Raw genomic sequence first — 14,085 nt, 5'->3', positions numbered from 1 at the left:
TATGCGTTCATGTGCCGGATGTCGAGATCCTGAGTTCGTCCAGGAGCCGGATGACCTCGTCGTCGCTCACCTGCTCGAAGTCGTCGTACCAGAGGCCGACCGCCCGGAAGTCCGAGGGCCGCTGCAGGCAGACGACGTCATCGGCTTCCGAGCGCATCTCGGTGGCGGTCTCGGGAGCGCAGACCGGGACGGCGAGGATCAGCCGGGTGGGTTCCAGACGGCGAAGGTGTCGGAGGGCGGCGCGTGCGGTGGCGCCGGTGGCCAGTCCGTCGTCGACGAGGACGACGGTGCGGCCCTGGACGTCGGGCGCGGGCCGGCCGCCCCGGTAGAGCAGGGCGCGGCGCTTCAGCACCTCGCGTTCACGGGCGACGTCCTCGACGAGGCGGTCCTCACTGAGGCCGAGCATCTCCAGTGCCCGCCGGTCGAACAGCGGCGGGTCGTCGCCCACGAGCGCGCCGATACCCGTCTCCGGCCGGCCGGGAAGACCGATCTTCCGCGCGACGAGCACGTCCAGCGGCGCCCCGAGGGCCCGGGCGACCTCGGCGGCCACCGGCACACCGCCTCGGGGCAGCGCGAGGACGAGGGGATGGGGAAGCTCGCCCTCGGATGCCCACTCCATGAGCCGAAGGCCGAGTTCCTGGCCGGCTTCCCGGCGGTTGCGGAATCGCATGACGTGATGTCTGCCTCTCTCCCATGAAGGGACTCGGAACGGGTTCTCGGAGTTTCCCGCCGGCCGGCACTGAAACGGCGGTTCCGCGGGCCGCAAGCGGTCACAGGCCGGCCCGGTGATCCGCACGGCGGTGACCTCGCGCCCCGCCGGCGGTGCCCGTCGTGCCGGCTGCGGGTACGGCTGCGGGCGCGGTGACGGCTTCACCGCTGGTCCTGGGGGAACCCCGAGGGGGCGGAGGTTTTCCCTTCCTGCGACGGGAGGCGGATCATGGTGGGCCTCGGTGGTGCTCAGGAGACGGTGGCCAGGGCCCTCGACGCGCTCGGCGCGGGTGCCTACCTGGCGGATGAGCAGGGCTGCATCGTCGCCGTCAACGCGCGCGGCGAGGAACTACTGGCCCGCCCTGCCGCCAGCCTGGTCGGCCGGGACGCTCACGACCTGCTGCACCGCAACAGCTGCGGGGAGCCCGTGCCGAGGGCCCAGTGCCGGATCCGGAACGCCATGCTCGTTGGGCGCACGGAGCAGGGCGCCGACGAGTGGTTCGAGCGCGGCGACGGCACGCTGCTGCCGGTGGCATGGCTGGCCACTCCCTGCGACTTCGGCATCCGCCCGTCGGCCACGCTCGTCCTCTTCCACTCCGCAGGACCCGCCGGGCGGCCCGTCCAGCGGACACCGGCGAGCGGGCGGCTGTCCGAACTGGAACGGCTTGCGCTGCTCGCCGAGACGACCACCCTGCTGACCTCCACCCTGGACATCGACGAGGCGTTGCGCCGCCTCATCGGCCTCGTCGTACCCCGGCTCGCCGACTGGGCCGTCATCGACCTGATCGACGAGCAGAACGACGTGTGGCGCTTCGCGGTCGCCCATGCCGAGGGTGGCACCGTGCGGTTCCGGGAGGATCTGCAGGGGCCCATGCCGCCGGTGCCGCAGGAGTCCTCGATGCCCCTGGCCCGCGCCCTGCGCGGCGTCGCGTCCTCCCTCGCCGGTCCCAAGAACTATCAAAGGCCGCCGGACTCCGGCATTGCCGTCGAGCAGCGGCGTCTGTTCGAGGCGACCGGGATACGCTCGGCCGTCGTGGTCCCCCTCCGCGGCCTGCACGACGTCCTCGGCGCCCTCACCCTCGGCCGCGCCGACCAGCCCGAACAATTCACCGCGACCGACACCGCCCTGCTGGAGGACATCGCCCGCCGCGCCAGTCTCGCCCTGGAGAACGCCCGCCTCTACCAAAGGCAGCGCAAGGTCGCCGAGACCATGCAGCGCCATCTGCTGCCGAAGCTGCCGCGCGCGCCCGGCCTCGGCATGACCGCCCGCTACCTGCCCGCCCCGGACGCCTCCCAGGTCGGCGGCGACTGGTACGACGCGTTCATCTTGACGGACGGCGCCACCGCCCTCGTCATCGGCGACGTCGTCGGCCACGACCTGGACGCGGCGGCCGGCATGGCGCAGTTGCGCAGCATGCTCCGCGCGTATGCGCTGTCCCAGACGGAGCCGCCCAGCAAGATCGTGGAATGGCTCGACCAGGCCACCTTGGACATCGCGGAGGTCTCCATGGCGACGCTGGTCTTCGCCCGCATGACGGTGACCGACACCGGCCGGTGCGAGCTGTCCTGGACCAATGCGGGCCACCCGCCTCCGCTGCTGGTCACCCACGAGGGGGTGGCCCGCTATCTGACCGGCGGACACGGGGTACTGCTGGGCGTCGCGGCCGGTCAGGTCCGCCCCGACGCGACGACGGAGCTGCCGCCCGGGTCGACCCTGCTCCTCTACACCGACGGTCTGATCGAGTCCCCGGGCCATGCCCTGGACGAGGGTCTGAGCCGCCTGCGCCGGCATGCGGCGTCCTTGGCCCACCGTCCGCTGGAGTCCTTCATGGACCAGGTGCTGGCACGGGCGCGCCCACCGGACAACGAGGACGACGTGGCCCTGCTGGCCGTGCGGCGGGCGCCCGGCTCGTCCTGTTGAGGCCGCCTGAGGCAGAGCGGATCCCGGCGGCGGGCGCCCGGCAAGCCGGGCCGAGGGTCTGTCGTGGGGCCTACGGCACCACGACGGTCAGCGCTGTGGCGGTCAGTTGGAAGCCGAGTTTCTCGTACACGCGGCGCGCCGGGTTCTGGTCGCTCACGACGAGGGAGACATCGGTCAGCCCGTCGGCCGCGGCAGCGCTGAGTACGCGACGCAGCAGATCGGCGCCGAGTCCGGCGTAACGGGCCCCTGGCCGGCGGAACACATCCGCTATCCAGGGCAGGCCGTCGCGGTCGGTGATGATCGCGCCGGCGACGACATGATCCGCCTCGTCCACCACCAAGGCACTGCACGCGAGGACCGGACCGATGACAGAGCCCGCCAGCAGCGGGGCAAGACGCTCCTTCAGTGCTTGTTCGTCGCTGGCCGGGTGGTGGTCGGGGTGGCCGGCCGGGAAGGCGGCTCGCCATGCCGGGAAGACCGCCTCGGCGGCGCGGTCGCAAGGAACCAGGCGCAGTCCGTCGCCGAGGGGGCGGGCCGACCAGTCGGCCGGTGGCGGAGAGGCGATCAGGTCCCTTCGCATCTCGTGGGCGTGCCGCATCACCCGGGCACCATGCCGCAGCAGTTGCTCACCGAGTTCCGCGGACGCCGACACAGCCCATCCGGACATCTCGGAGACGATGGTGTCCACGGGGTCGGGCCCGACCACTTCGACCAGGTCCGCCCACGGGTGCCCCTCACGAACACCGCGCTCGTAGGTCAGGACGGGCACACCGTGCGCGTTCGTCAGGGTCTGGCGCTGCTCATCGTTCTCAGTCACTCATCGTCCTCGGTAGATCATGTCTGATCGGCGCTGACATCATCCGGTTCCGGGTTGGGCACGGCAACAGGATTTAGCGTCCGCCTCGACCGTCGGCCGTCCCGGGGAGCGGCAGACGATGGGCCGCTACTCCCCCGGGACCGGCCGGGACAGTTCGTCGAGCCAGGCCCCGAACACGCTCCGGACTGCCTCGGCGCGCTCGACCTGAGGGTTGTGGCCGGCGCCGTCGAGCACGGTCGCCGCCATCCGGGGATAGTGGTCGAGCAGGGCGAGTTGATCGTGCCATCCCACCAGGGCGTCCTGTCGGGTGGTGATCAGCAGGTGCCGGCCGTGGTGCTCCGGCGCCTGGTGCTCGGGCCAGTGCGGCAGCAGGAAGTCGGCTTCGAGTTCGGCCGCGGCCGCCGGGTCGTGCGCCCGCCAGCCCGGCAGGACGTACTGCTCGAAGAGGTCCCAGCTGCGCTTGGTGTGACGGGTCATGACGGCCCTGAAGAGGTCGCGTTCGTCTGCCGGGAGCCGGTTGAGGAGGTCGTGGTCGCATGCGACCACGGTCGTCTCGGGCAGGGTCCGGTCGGCGCCCCAGCGCACGACCGGTACCAGCAGCGCCGAGCCCAGCACCTGCTTGCCGAACCGCGCCGTCACGACCCTCGCCAGCTGCCCGCCGAACGACTGACCGAGCACGGCAAAGGGCCGCCCTCCCACCTCGGCGTCGATCCACTCGAAGACGGCGTCGGCCAGAGCGGCCGCGGAGGTCGTGCCCGGCAGTCGGGGGCTGGTGCCGTGGCCGGGGAGGTCGGGGTAGAGCCGCCGCCACCCGGGACGGTCGGCGAAGGCGGGTTCGAGGGGGAGCAGCACGCGGTGGTCGACGGTGTAGCCGTGGATCAGGACGACGGGTGTGCCGTCGCCGCGTTCGATGTGCCGGATGGCGGAATCGGTCATGGCCTCAGCGTGCGACCTTGACACTGGTGTCAGGGTCAAGCCGGCCGGCGGGCCGCATCGCTCGTATCGTCAACCGCCCTGTCAGGCAAGGCGCTTGACCGCTGCGAGATACTCCACGATGGCGTCGCGGTTCCGGGTCAGGCACTGGATCCGACGCGCCATCCGCTCCGTCTCGGACTCCAGCGTGGCGATCATCTCCGGTGTGGCGTCGGCGAAGTGGATCGTCCGCGGGCTGTCCAGACAGGGCAGGATCTGCTTGATGATCCGTGTGGGCAGCCCGGCGTCCAGGAGACCGCGGATCTGCAGGACCCGGTCGACGAGGTAGTCGTCGTAGTCGCGGTAGCCGTTCGCCTCGCGGCCCGGAGTGAGCAGGCCCTGCTTCTCGTAGTAACGCAGCAGGCGCGGAGGCGTCTCCGTCAGCCGGGCGAGTTCGCCGATGCGCATATGACCACCCTCACGTCCGGATCGGTGCCGCTCCGACCGGACCTTGACATGTGTGTCAAGGATAAGCGATTGGATGTCGCCATGGGCGGCTCGACGGTCGCCCTCTGCATGGGTGTGCCAGCCGGTACCCTGCTCGCCGGACTGGTCGGCTGGCGGTTCGCCTTCGCCCTGACCATCACCACGACGGGATCGGGCCGGGGGCCTGTCCGCAACACACCCTGCCCGAGGGGTGTTTACCACCGCCCCAGGGCTGGCACGAGATCGCCACGTGGGGCGAGCGCGGCCGTACCGGGCAGGTCAGCGGCCGACGGCCCGGTCGCCGCGCAGGGTCATCACGGTGCTGGTGAACGACTCCCCCCGGCGCCATCAGCGTGGAGTGAGCGGTGCCGATCGCGGCGTCCGCGAGTTCCACCAGGAAGCCGCCGTGCACCGTCCCCTGCTGGTTCCCACCGCCTCGCCGACCAGGGCATTCTCGTCTCCACCGGTGAGGCGTTCGCCATCGGGTCGCACATCCCCAACGCCCTGCGTCTGGCCCTGGCCGGCCCCGGCCAGGACCACCTCCCGCCCGCCCTGCGCACCGTCCGGGCCGCGGCGACCCACCCGGGACCGGCCGGCACCGCACGGCCGGCAAGCCCGCCGGCCACCGGGCGCAGCGCCACGGCCGCGTCCCCACCGCTCGCTTCCGCCGGTACGTGTGCTCAGCGAGGCCGGCGCTCGGCAGCGGGCGGCAGCGGGGCACGGGGGCCGTCCGGTGCGTCCTGATACCAGTACGCGGTGGTGCTCACATCGTCCTGGCGTTCGAACAGGCCGTGGTCCCATGCGCCGATCTGTTGCAGCGTCACCTTCAGCCGCTCCTCGAAGTACACCGGGTCCGGCAGGTGCCAGCGATAGAGGCCGTGCATGGGCGGCATATGGGTTGCGAAGGGCGACGCCTTCGTGGTGTCGCGCGCCGAGTGGTAGGGGTAGCCGGAGTACGGGGCGTTGAAGGTGAGCACCTTGGGTTCCGGGTCGTTGCGCAACTCGTCCTGGAACGCCCACGCGCCGCCGGCGTAGTCCTCCAGGCCCGTGCTGCACAGGGTCGGCAGTTCCTCGTCGTCGTCCACGAAGAACTTGACCTCCCCTTCGCCCCACCAGTACCGGTGCAGTGAGGCCAGAGCGATATATGTGCCGACGTAGGTTCCACGGCCACGCACTCCGTCGAGCACGACATGGTCAGTACCCAGCGGCGTGGATCCGTTCGAGCGGCGCCACTGGGCGTGGAAGTAGCCGGTGTCCGCGCCGATCTCGTCGCCCGTGGTGTAGTCCACCTGGTAGAAGACATGGGGCAGATCGGCGCCGTGCTGGCTCTCCAGCGTGAGTCGCGCGTGACTGCGGAAGGGCATCGGGAAGTACGCGTTCATGCCTCCCGTCGGAGCGACGACGATCGGAACGGACGTCACCAGGGCACGGGTGGCGAACCCGTTGCAGAAGAAGTCGCCCAGGGGGACCTCGACGGCGGGCACCTCGGAGCCTTCCCAGTAGGCGCGCAGCACCAGGTCGCGGAGGACGAACGGGCCACCGTCGGCGGTCCGGTCGGCGACGGTGATCCAGATGTGCCGGATGACGCCGGGCCCTTCGATCTCCGCGAGGGTGAGTGACTCACCGGCGGGCAGGGGCAGGTAGGCCGCCCCCTTGCGGCCGGGGCCGAGCGCCGATGCCGCCCGGCCTGCGCCGCCGGCCGCACCGGTGCGGTTCTCGGCGTTGATGGACCGGCTGCGAACGCCCCTGTTCGGGCTCAGGGCACTCCAGTGGGTGAACACGTATGCTCCTCGGACGGTGCGGGTGCGCGGACACGGCGGCGAACGGCCGGGTGTGCGCGCTCACTTGACGGCTCCTGCGGTGACACCTCGGCTGAGGGTCCGCTGGAAGACCAGGAAGAAGACGAGTGTGGGCAGAAGGGAGAGCAGCGACCCCGCGTTGAGGACGGTGATGTCGATCGAATGCTGGCCGCGGAGTGTGGCCAGGGTGATCGGTACCGTCTGTGCCGACGGGTCGTTGAGCAGGATGAGCGGGAGATAGAACTCGTTCCACGTCCAGATGAAGAAGAACACGACGAGGACGGACAGCGTAGGCCGCAGGACGGGGAAGACGACCCGCCGCAGGATCTGCCACCGGGACGCGCCGTCGATCACGGCCGCTTCGAGGAGTTCCTTGGGCAGGGTGGTCATGACGCTGGCGAGCAGATAGGTGCCGAACGCGGCCTGGAGCACGGTGAAGACGATCACCACGGACCAGACGCTGTTGAGCAGTCCCACCCGTTCCGCGCCGTAGAACAGCGGGTAGATGAGCGCCTCCTGCGGCACCATCGTGGCGAGGAGGAGCAGGACGAGGATCGCGCCGTTGCACCGCACCTTGCCGATGCCGATGGCGTAGGCGCTGATGAGGGACAGCGCGGCGCCCAGGAAGGCGACGCAGCCCGAGATGAGCACGGAGTTGCCGAGCGCGAGCGGGAAGTCGACGAGCGACAGATAGCGGGAGAACGCGTCCGGTGTGAACGTGCTCGGCCAGGAGAGGGGCCCGTGCGTCGAGTAGTCCGCGCTGGTCTTGAAGGCGTTGAGGACCAGAAGCAGAAACGGCGCGAGCATGACCACGGCAACGGCCACGGTCATCAGCAGGACGAGCCATCGCAGGGGGTGGCGCCCTCGCCGGCCCCGTTCGACGGGGTGGGCATCGGGGCGGGGCTCCGGCGCCACGACCGGGGGTGCCGGCGGGGTCTGGGCCTTCATGTCAGCCCTCCTGGCGTTCGGAGCGGCGCTGCCACACGATGAGCAGGGCGGCGATGACGAAGATGACCACCGACATGAAGGTGGCGATCGCGGCGCCGTAGCCAACGCGGGAGAGTTCGAAGAAGTTGCGGTACGCGTAATAGGACGGCACCACCGTCGAGTTCTCCGGGCCACCGCCGGTGAGAATGAGGATGGGGGCGAACACCTTCAGCGCACCCACGGTCGCGGTGAGAACCACGAAGAACACCTCGGGCCGGATCTGCGGCACCGTGATCGCGCGGAACCGCCGCAGCCAGCCGGCTCCGTCCAGTTCGGCCGCCTCGTAGAGTTCGGGGTCCACCCGCTGGAGCGCGGCCATGAAGACCACCACGGGGTAGCCGATCTGGAGCCAGATGAGCATGAGCATCACGGAGTACAGCGCCAGATGGGGGTCACCGAGCCAGTCGGGTCCGGAGGTGATGCCGATCGAGCGGAGATACGTGTTGATCGAGCCCTGCCGCGGGTCGAGGATCGTGCTCCAGATGAAGCCGGCGACCGCGATCGGCAGGATCTGCGGCAGATAGTACGTGGCACGCAGGAAGCTCGCGGCCCGGCTGCCGAAGGTCTTGCCGATGTAGTCGAAGAGCACCGCCGCGAGGACGACGCCGATCAGGGTCGGGACCACGACGATGGCGATGATCATGAACAGCGAGTTCCGGAACGAGTGCCAGAAGTCCGCGTCGTGCATCAGGTCCAGGTAGTTGCCGAGGCCGTACCAGTGCTTCGGCGCCATGCCTCCCTTCCACTGGTAGAGGCTGAGGACGATGTTCATCACGAACGGCGCGGCGACGACGACGGCGAAGCCGGCGGCGATGGGAACCAGATAGAGCCAGTACGAGCCGGATCTGCTGCGCCTTCTCCTGGGCAGACGCCGGTCGGGGACCAGTGCTGACATGGGGTCTCTCTTCTGCGGGGGACGTGCCGAGGTCGCGCTGTCCGGTCCCGGCACGTCCGGCGTCTACTGCTCGGTGGCGGTCTTCTTGCCGTCGTCGTAGAACTTCTGCAGCGCCGTCAGGTAGGCGTCCGCCGTCTCGCTCTTGTTGGACATGGCCTGCATATGGTTCTGCATGAAGTCGAGGAAGCCGGGCACCGGGTAGTCGGGGTAGAACGACATGGCGTTCCGTTTGACCAGGTCGTCGAACTGCTCCGTGTACTGGCGGGTCACCGGGTCCTTGATGGCGGAGGCGTCACCCGCCAGCGGCAGGCCGCCCTGGTTGCCGATGTCGTTCTGGACCTGCGCGCTCAACGTGATGTCGATCCAGTCGTACGCGAGGTCCTTGTCGTTCGATTTCGTCGGCACTCCCCACAGATGTCCCGAGGAGCCCATGACCTGCTCGGCGCCCGGCAGCGTGAAGTATCCCCACGAGAAGTCCGCGTCCTTGCGGATACGGGAGAACTGGCTCTGGTTCCACATCAGCATGGCGGCGTCGCCACGGAGGAAGTTGACGATGGCCTGCTCGTAGGAGAGGCCGCCGAGTTTGTCGCCGACGTATCCCTTGTCGATCCAGTCCTTAAACGTCCGTGTTCCCTGCTTCCAGGGGCCGGAGCGGACGTTCACGTCGCCCTTGAGGAACATGAAGTCGTCGATCTGCTGCCGGGACGCCGAGGCGGAGACCAGCGAGTACCACAGCCACATCTGGTTGAAGCCCTGGCTGGTGTTGGCGGAACTGGAGATCGGCAGGTGACCTGCGGACTTCAGCTTGTCCATGTCGGCCTCAAGCTGGGCCAGGGTCGTCGGCGGCTTGGTGATGCCGGCGTCCGCGAACATCTTCTTGTTGTAGTAGAAGGTCACGTATTCGCCGACGTTCGGGACGCCGTACCAGTCACCGGACCCGGCCAGCCCGTTCTGGTCGTACCGGGCGAACGCGGCCATCGCGCCCGTCACCTTCTTGTCCCAGCCCCGTGCCTTCGCCTCGTCCGTCAACGGCTGCAGCAGGCCCTGGCCGGCCAGTTGGCCGCCGTCCGCGTTGCCCTTGTTGAACTCGACCACATCGGGGACGTTGTTTCCGGACAGCGTGATCTTCGCGTTCTGGCGCATCGCGTCAAAACTCGTCGTCTGGAATTTCACCGTCACGCCGGGGTGCCGCTTCTTGAAGATCGCCACCGCTTTCTGCCAGCCCTGAGCCTGCGCCGAGGTCTGGTCCTCGTACTGCAGGATCGTGAAGGTCCCGTCGGACTTCTCACCGGTGCCGCCTCCGCAGGCGGCGACGGCCAGGGCGATCGTGGTGGACAGACAGACGCTGAGGCAGCGCCGTGCCGTGGGTCGAGCTCTCATGTCGAAGCTCCCTCTCGACTCGTCATTGAACGGGGGTGCTGATGCCGGCCTGCCGTCGTCCGGGCAGGCTCGGCCCGCCGGAGCAACCGGTGGGAAGGTGGTGTGCGCGCCGTCGGGGGCCGGGCGGGATCAGACCGCGCGGGTCCCTCGGCGTGCCGTTAATTTCTTGGGCAGCCGAGCGCTGGGGGGCGCGACCGAGTCCCGGACGACCAAGGGGCAGGGGACGAGGTGGCCGGTCTGGCCTGCGCCCCCGTCTCCCCGCAGCCGGGCGATCGCCTTCTCCGCCGCGCTCACCCCCATCTGGTAGTGCGGAAGCTGGACGGTCGTCAGCCCGGGGAACAGGTTCTCGGCGAAGTTCTGCTGGTTGTCGAAGCCGACGACGGACAGGTCCCTCGGGATGTCGAGGCCGAGTTCGGCCGCCGCCTGGTAGAAACCGAGCGCGAGCCGGTCGGAGAAACAGAACACCGCCGTGGGCCGGTCACTGCGGCCGAGGAGCCGGCGAGCGGGTTCCCGCGCGGCGGATGCGTTCGGTTCGCACGCCTCCACGACAAGCGACTCGTCGAGGCACAGACCGGCCTGCGCCAGTGCCTTCTCATATCCCTCGCGGCGCAGCGACTCGGCGATGGCGAAAGCCGGTGCGATGAGGTTGCAGAAGGCGATCCGCCGGTGCCCGGCCTCGATGAGATGCAGGGTCGCCGCCCGCGCGCCGGCCCTCTCGTCGGGCACGACCCAGTCGGCGTGTCCGCCCCGCGGCCGGCCGCCCAGGATCACCTGGGGCACAGGCCGGGGAAGCAGCGGCAGATCGACCTCACGGTGGTAGTCGACGGCCACGATCAGCCCCTCGACGCTGCGTTGCAGCAGGGACCGCACCGCCGGCGCTTCCATGTCCGGATTTCCGGCCATGTCGACGAGGAGGAGGACGTATCCCTCCTGCCACGCCTTGGACTGTGCGCCGGCCAGCATCTGCCCCGAGAAGGGAACGCTCGCGACACCGTCGGACAGCAGGCCCAGTGTGTGGGTCTGCCGCGTCCGCAGTCCCCTCGCGGCCAGGTTGGGCAGATACCCGAGTTCTTCGGTCGCCTGCCGGATGCGTTCGGCGGTTTCGGCGCTCACGCGTCCCTCGTGCTGATCGTTGAGCACGAGGGAGACGGCCGAGATGGAGACACCACAGCGCGTGGCGATGTCCCGCATCGTCACCATGTGTCATCCACCTCCCGCCGGTCGGCCAGTCGAGCGACCCCGACAGTAAGAACGTCAAACGTTTGACGCAAGGGCGGCGTCCATGGAGTTCTCGCGTGTGGGTCCCAGGGCCTGTCGGGACGGCGGCGCACCGGGGGCCTCGAAGGCCCGGGCGGGTGGGTGGCGGGCCGCCCGGGGGAACGAGTGTGCCCCTCACCAGGCGCTGCGATCTGCGAGGGGCACACTCGGCATGGAGTGCCGGTCCAGGTCCCGGGGAGATGCGGTGGTACCGGCGCCTGGAAACGGCACCCAAGCTCAGGCTGGTGTCAGCTCGTCGGGCCGTCGAATCGAGCGGGGCAGCCGGGTGACCGCCGTGCGACCGGTACGGACATGATCCCCGCCGCGGGCCCGAGGCCGCCGTGGCACAGTGGCGACATGTGCGGCCGCTATGTCTCCACCCGCAGTCCACAGGACCTGGTCAGCCTCTTCGGCGTCACCGACTGGCACCCCGACGAGACACTGGCACCGAACTGGAACGTCGCCCCCACCGACGACGTGTACGCCGTCCTGGAACGCGCCCCTCGCGAGGGCGGCGCCGGCGCGGTGACACACAGGCAGCTGCGGCCACTGCGCTGGGGCCTGGTGCCGTCGTGGGCCGACGACCCGAAGATCGGCTCCCGGATGATCAACGCGCGCGTCGAGACGGTGCACGACAAGCCCGCCTACCGCCGCGCCTTCTCCCGGCACCGGTGCCTGCTCCCGGCCGACGGCTTCTACGAATGGACCAGGATCAAGGATGCCGTCACCGGCCGCACCCGCAAGCAGCCGTACTTCATCCACCCCGCCGACGGCCGGGTGATGGCACTGGCCGGCCTGTACGCGTACTGGCGCAATCCGAGGATCAAGAACGACGATGACCCGGGCGCCTGGCTGATGACCTGCACCATCATCACCACCGAGGCCACCGACGCGGCCGGGCGGGTCCACCCGCGCATGCCGCTCGCCCTCGCCCCCGACCACTACGCCGCCTGGCTCGATCCCCACCACGACGATCCGGAAGAGCTGCGGGCCCTGCTCACCCGGCCCGCGGACGGCGACCTCGACGCACGCCCGGTCTCCTCGGCCGTGAACAGCACCCGCAACAACGACGCCCACCTACTGGACGAGACAAGGCGCTGAAGAAGTACGGTCAGCTCAGCCCCGGCCTGCCGAACAGTTCCGCGTAACTGGTCGGCAGTTGCGACAGCAGGTGGTTGACCTGTCCGCCGGAGACCGCGTCGGCGACGGTGGACAGCACGGCGCTGGCGTCCCACTCCGCGGTCCGTGGCCGGGCCCCCGTGTGCTGGGCCACGCGTCGCAGGAACTCCTCAAGGCCGAGGGGCGCGGGCGCCCGCCGTTCCCGGTGCAGCACGTCATCCAGGGGAGCGGGAAGCTGAGCCGCCAGGTCGTCGGCCTCCTCGGGGGTGATCCGTGTCGCGAGCACGCGCAGCACCGCTGTGCTGACCTGCTCGGCCTCCTCCCGGCTGCCGTACTCCCCGCGATCACGGACCTGAGCCAGAAACTCCTCCAGCTTCACGGTGCCCTCCTGCTGCTGGTCCGGCCGGGCTTCTGTCGCCGCGCGCCTGGCGCCACTCCGGCGATGTCAGAGCGGAGGGGCCGACATACGCGGTTCCGGCTCCGGGTGCCCGTCCGGCGGGACGGGAAACGGCGCTCGCGAGGGACATCACGGCGTGTGGGCCGACCGCGCCGAGGGTCACACGCCCGCGGGCCGGGTCTGCCCCTCCCGGGGTTCCCCGGCCAAGGGGCGCAGCGGGGTGAGCGCACGGTGCGGTCGAGATAGCAGAAGGCGTCGTAGCGCTGGGCCAGGACCGTGGGGACGTAGTTGCCGACACGGTCGTACCGCGGCCGGTACACCGCCCCGATCGCCCGGTGGCCGTGCTCCTCGTGGAACCACTCGGCCCGGCCGGCCGAGGGCGGACCCTGGAGCTGCACATGCGGAAACACGAACAGAGCCCGCTCGCCGCGCACCGCCCGGTGCAGCAGATCCTCCAGGCTGCCCGTGCGGGCGGGCGGCACGCCCATGATCCTCGGCACGTCGCCCCATGCGTCGGCGGCGAGCACGGTGCCGGAGTGCGAGCCGAATCCGACCAGGACCACGCCCCGGCCCATGTGGCGTTCACGCACCAGCTGACCGACGTTGACCTCGCCGACGTCGGCCATGTCGGTGGCCCGCGCGTCGCCGACATGTGTGTTGTGTTCCCAGACCACCGCCTTCGCCTGCGGACCGTGGTGCGCCATGAGCCGGTCCAGGGTGTCGGCCATGTGACGGTCCCGGTTGTTCCACGCCTCGGGCCCGCTGTCGATCCGGCCGTATGAGCCTGGCCGCGCGGGGTACTCCGTGTCGCATGGCCGGTATCGAACTCCGCAGCGCAGCCTTCAGCGACCACACCATGATCCCGCGCCGCCACGCCCACGACGCGGACAACGTCTCTCCGCCCCTGACCTGGTCCGGAGTACCGGACGACACGGCGGAGCTGGCCCTGTTGTGCGAAGATCCGGACGCACCGTCCGGGACCTTCGTGCACTGGCTCGTCACGGGCATCGACCCGCGCGCCGGGGGCCTGGACGCCGGCGAGACGCCTCAGGGCGGTCAGGCGCATCGCAACGGCTTCGGGGAGCGGGGCTGGGGCGGCCCGCAGCCCCCGGTCGGCGACGACGCCCACCGGTACTTCTTCCGGCTCTACGCCCTCCCCGCCCCGGTCTCGCTCCCCGACCGAGCCACCGCCGACGACATCCACACCGTACTCGACAGGCAACAACTGGCCAGCGGCACCATCGTCGCGCTCTACCAGCGCTGACGTGCCGTGACGCAGCCGGGCGCGACGGGCCCGCCTGGTCAGGCCGGAGTGGTGGGGTGTGCCGCGTCGATGGTGCCGAGGGTGACCGAGCGGGACGGAGCCGACCCGGCCGCTGCCTCGGGCGGGCGATGCGGCCGGGCAGC

Annotated in this window: 14 protein-coding genes; 3 read left to right on the top strand and 11 right to left on the bottom strand. The window is 70.2% G+C overall.

Annotation, left to right across the window (positions count from 1 at the left end; all coding sequences use genetic code 11):
* Positions 1 to 7 precede the first annotated feature (7 nt).
* Positions 8 to 670: a phosphoribosyltransferase gene (locus ACFYTE_RS17890; protein WP_388710625.1), complete on the bottom strand. Its 663-nt coding sequence runs from the start codon at positions 668 to 670 to the stop codon at positions 8 to 10.
* 267 nt (positions 671 to 937) lie between these two features.
* Between ACFYTE_RS17890 and ACFYTE_RS17885 the strand changes: the two genes are divergently transcribed.
* On the top strand, positions 938 to 2,629 hold the full coding sequence (locus tag ACFYTE_RS17885) for a SpoIIE family protein phosphatase (protein WP_388710622.1): 1,692 nt from the start codon (positions 938 to 940) through the stop codon (positions 2,627 to 2,629).
* Between the two features lie 70 nt (positions 2,630 to 2,699).
* Here the strand turns inward: ACFYTE_RS17885 and ACFYTE_RS17880 are convergent, their stop codons facing one another.
* The 8 genes from ACFYTE_RS17880 to ACFYTE_RS17845 all read right to left on the bottom strand — a co-directional run bounded on the left by ACFYTE_RS17880 (position 2,700) and on the right by ACFYTE_RS17845 (position 11,105).
* Positions 2,700 to 3,446, bottom strand: a complete 747-nt coding sequence (locus ACFYTE_RS17880; RefSeq protein ID WP_388710619.1) for a GNAT family N-acetyltransferase — start codon at positions 3,444 to 3,446, stop codon at positions 2,700 to 2,702.
* Positions 3,447 to 3,572: 126 nt separating this feature from the next.
* Positions 3,573 to 4,382, bottom strand: coding sequence for an alpha/beta fold hydrolase (locus ACFYTE_RS17875; RefSeq protein ID WP_388710616.1), 810 nt, complete (start codon positions 4,380 to 4,382; stop codon positions 3,573 to 3,575).
* An 81-nt stretch (positions 4,383 to 4,463) separates the two neighbouring features.
* The gene (locus ACFYTE_RS17870) at positions 4,464 to 4,826 is read right to left on the bottom strand and encodes a MerR family transcriptional regulator (RefSeq protein WP_388710613.1); all 363 of its coding nucleotides are present in this window, start codon (positions 4,824 to 4,826) and stop codon (positions 4,464 to 4,466) included.
* Between the two features lie 698 nt (positions 4,827 to 5,524).
* Positions 5,525 to 6,625 (bottom strand): glycoside hydrolase family 172 protein, encoded by a 1,101-nt coding sequence (locus ACFYTE_RS17865; RefSeq protein WP_388710610.1) that lies wholly within the window; start codon positions 6,623 to 6,625, stop codon positions 5,525 to 5,527.
* A gap of 60 nt (positions 6,626 to 6,685) precedes the next feature.
* Entirely contained in the window at positions 6,686 to 7,474 is a 789-nt protein-coding gene (locus tag ACFYTE_RS17860; protein ID WP_388710822.1) for a carbohydrate ABC transporter permease, read from the bottom strand.
* A gap of 118 nt (positions 7,475 to 7,592) precedes the next feature.
* Entirely contained in the window at positions 7,593 to 8,525 is a 933-nt protein-coding gene (locus ACFYTE_RS17855) for a carbohydrate ABC transporter permease (RefSeq protein WP_388710607.1), read from the bottom strand.
* Positions 8,526 to 8,588: 63 nt separating this feature from the next.
* Positions 8,589 to 9,905 (bottom strand): ABC transporter substrate-binding protein, encoded by a 1,317-nt coding sequence (locus tag ACFYTE_RS17850; RefSeq protein WP_388710605.1) that lies wholly within the window; start codon positions 9,903 to 9,905, stop codon positions 8,589 to 8,591.
* Between the two features lie 129 nt (positions 9,906 to 10,034).
* A complete protein-coding gene (locus tag ACFYTE_RS17845; RefSeq protein WP_388710602.1) occupies positions 10,035 to 11,105 on the bottom strand; it encodes a LacI family DNA-binding transcriptional regulator in 1,071 nt (356 codons plus the stop codon).
* Positions 11,106 to 11,519: 414 nt separating this feature from the next.
* On the opposite strand from ACFYTE_RS17845, the gene ACFYTE_RS17840 reads away from it, so the two are divergent.
* Positions 11,520 to 12,263 carry an SOS response-associated peptidase gene (locus ACFYTE_RS17840; protein WP_388710599.1) on the top strand — a complete coding sequence of 248 codons (744 nt, stop codon included), beginning with the start codon at positions 11,520 to 11,522 and terminating at the stop codon, positions 12,261 to 12,263.
* Positions 12,264 to 12,273: 10 nt separating this feature from the next.
* Here the strand turns inward: ACFYTE_RS17840 and ACFYTE_RS17835 are convergent, their stop codons facing one another.
* Positions 12,274 to 12,660: a DUF2267 domain-containing protein gene (locus ACFYTE_RS17835; RefSeq protein WP_388710596.1), complete on the bottom strand. Its 387-nt coding sequence runs from the start codon at positions 12,658 to 12,660 to the stop codon at positions 12,274 to 12,276.
* Positions 12,657 to 13,406, bottom strand: coding sequence for an erythromycin esterase family protein (locus tag ACFYTE_RS17830; protein ID WP_388710593.1), 750 nt, complete (start codon positions 13,404 to 13,406; stop codon positions 12,657 to 12,659). Before ACFYTE_RS17830 ends, ACFYTE_RS17835 begins: the two co-directional genes overlap by 4 nt.
* A gap of 83 nt (positions 13,407 to 13,489) precedes the next feature.
* On the opposite strand from ACFYTE_RS17830, the gene ACFYTE_RS17825 reads away from it, so the two are divergent.
* Positions 13,490 to 13,942 (top strand): YbhB/YbcL family Raf kinase inhibitor-like protein, encoded by a 453-nt coding sequence (locus tag ACFYTE_RS17825; protein WP_388710590.1) that lies wholly within the window; start codon positions 13,490 to 13,492, stop codon positions 13,940 to 13,942.
* The last annotated feature ends 143 nt before the right edge of the window (positions 13,943 to 14,085 follow it).

Origin of the sequence: Streptomyces sp. NPDC004629 (assembly GCF_042873595.1) — a bacterium.
In the GTDB taxonomy this organism is placed as follows: Bacteria; Actinomycetota; Actinomycetes; order Streptomycetales; family Streptomycetaceae; genus Streptomyces.
Note: the sequence above shows the minus strand (reverse complement) of the source record. Positions and strands in the feature narration are given on the sequence as shown.

What these genes read in the sequence shown, in the direction of transcription:
- ACFYTE_RS17890 (WP_388710625.1), bottom strand. Translation starts at nt 670, where the DNA reads ATGCGATTCCGCAACCGCCGGGAAGCCGGCCAGGAACTCGGCCTTCGG.
- ACFYTE_RS17885 (WP_388710622.1), top strand. Translation starts at nt 938, where the DNA reads ATGGTGGGCCTCGGTGGTGCTCAGGAGACGGTGGCCAGGGCCCTCGAC.
- ACFYTE_RS17875 (WP_388710616.1), bottom strand. Translation starts at nt 4,382, where the DNA reads ATGACCGATTCCGCCATCCGGCACATCGAACGCGGCGACGGCACACCC.
- ACFYTE_RS17870 (WP_388710613.1), bottom strand. Translation starts at nt 4,826, where the DNA reads ATGCGCATCGGCGAACTCGCCCGGCTGACGGAGACGCCTCCGCGCCTG.
- ACFYTE_RS17860 (WP_388710822.1), bottom strand. Translation starts at nt 7,474, where the DNA reads ATGACCGTGGCCGTTGCCGTGGTCATGCTCGCGCCGTTTCTGCTTCTG.
- ACFYTE_RS17855 (WP_388710607.1), bottom strand. Translation starts at nt 8,525, where the DNA reads ATGTCAGCACTGGTCCCCGACCGGCGTCTGCCCAGGAGAAGGCGCAGC.
- ACFYTE_RS17850 (WP_388710605.1), bottom strand. Translation starts at nt 9,905, where the DNA reads ATGAGAGCTCGACCCACGGCACGGCGCTGCCTCAGCGTCTGTCTGTCC.
- ACFYTE_RS17845 (WP_388710602.1), bottom strand. Translation starts at nt 11,105, where the DNA reads ATGGTGACGATGCGGGACATCGCCACGCGCTGTGGTGTCTCCATCTCG.
- ACFYTE_RS17840 (WP_388710599.1), top strand. Translation starts at nt 11,520, where the DNA reads ATGTGCGGCCGCTATGTCTCCACCCGCAGTCCACAGGACCTGGTCAGC.
- ACFYTE_RS17830 (WP_388710593.1), bottom strand. Translation starts at nt 13,406, where the DNA reads ATGGCCGACACCCTGGACCGGCTCATGGCGCACCACGGTCCGCAGGCG.
- ACFYTE_RS17825 (WP_388710590.1), top strand. Translation starts at nt 13,490, where the DNA reads ATGGCCGGTATCGAACTCCGCAGCGCAGCCTTCAGCGACCACACCATG.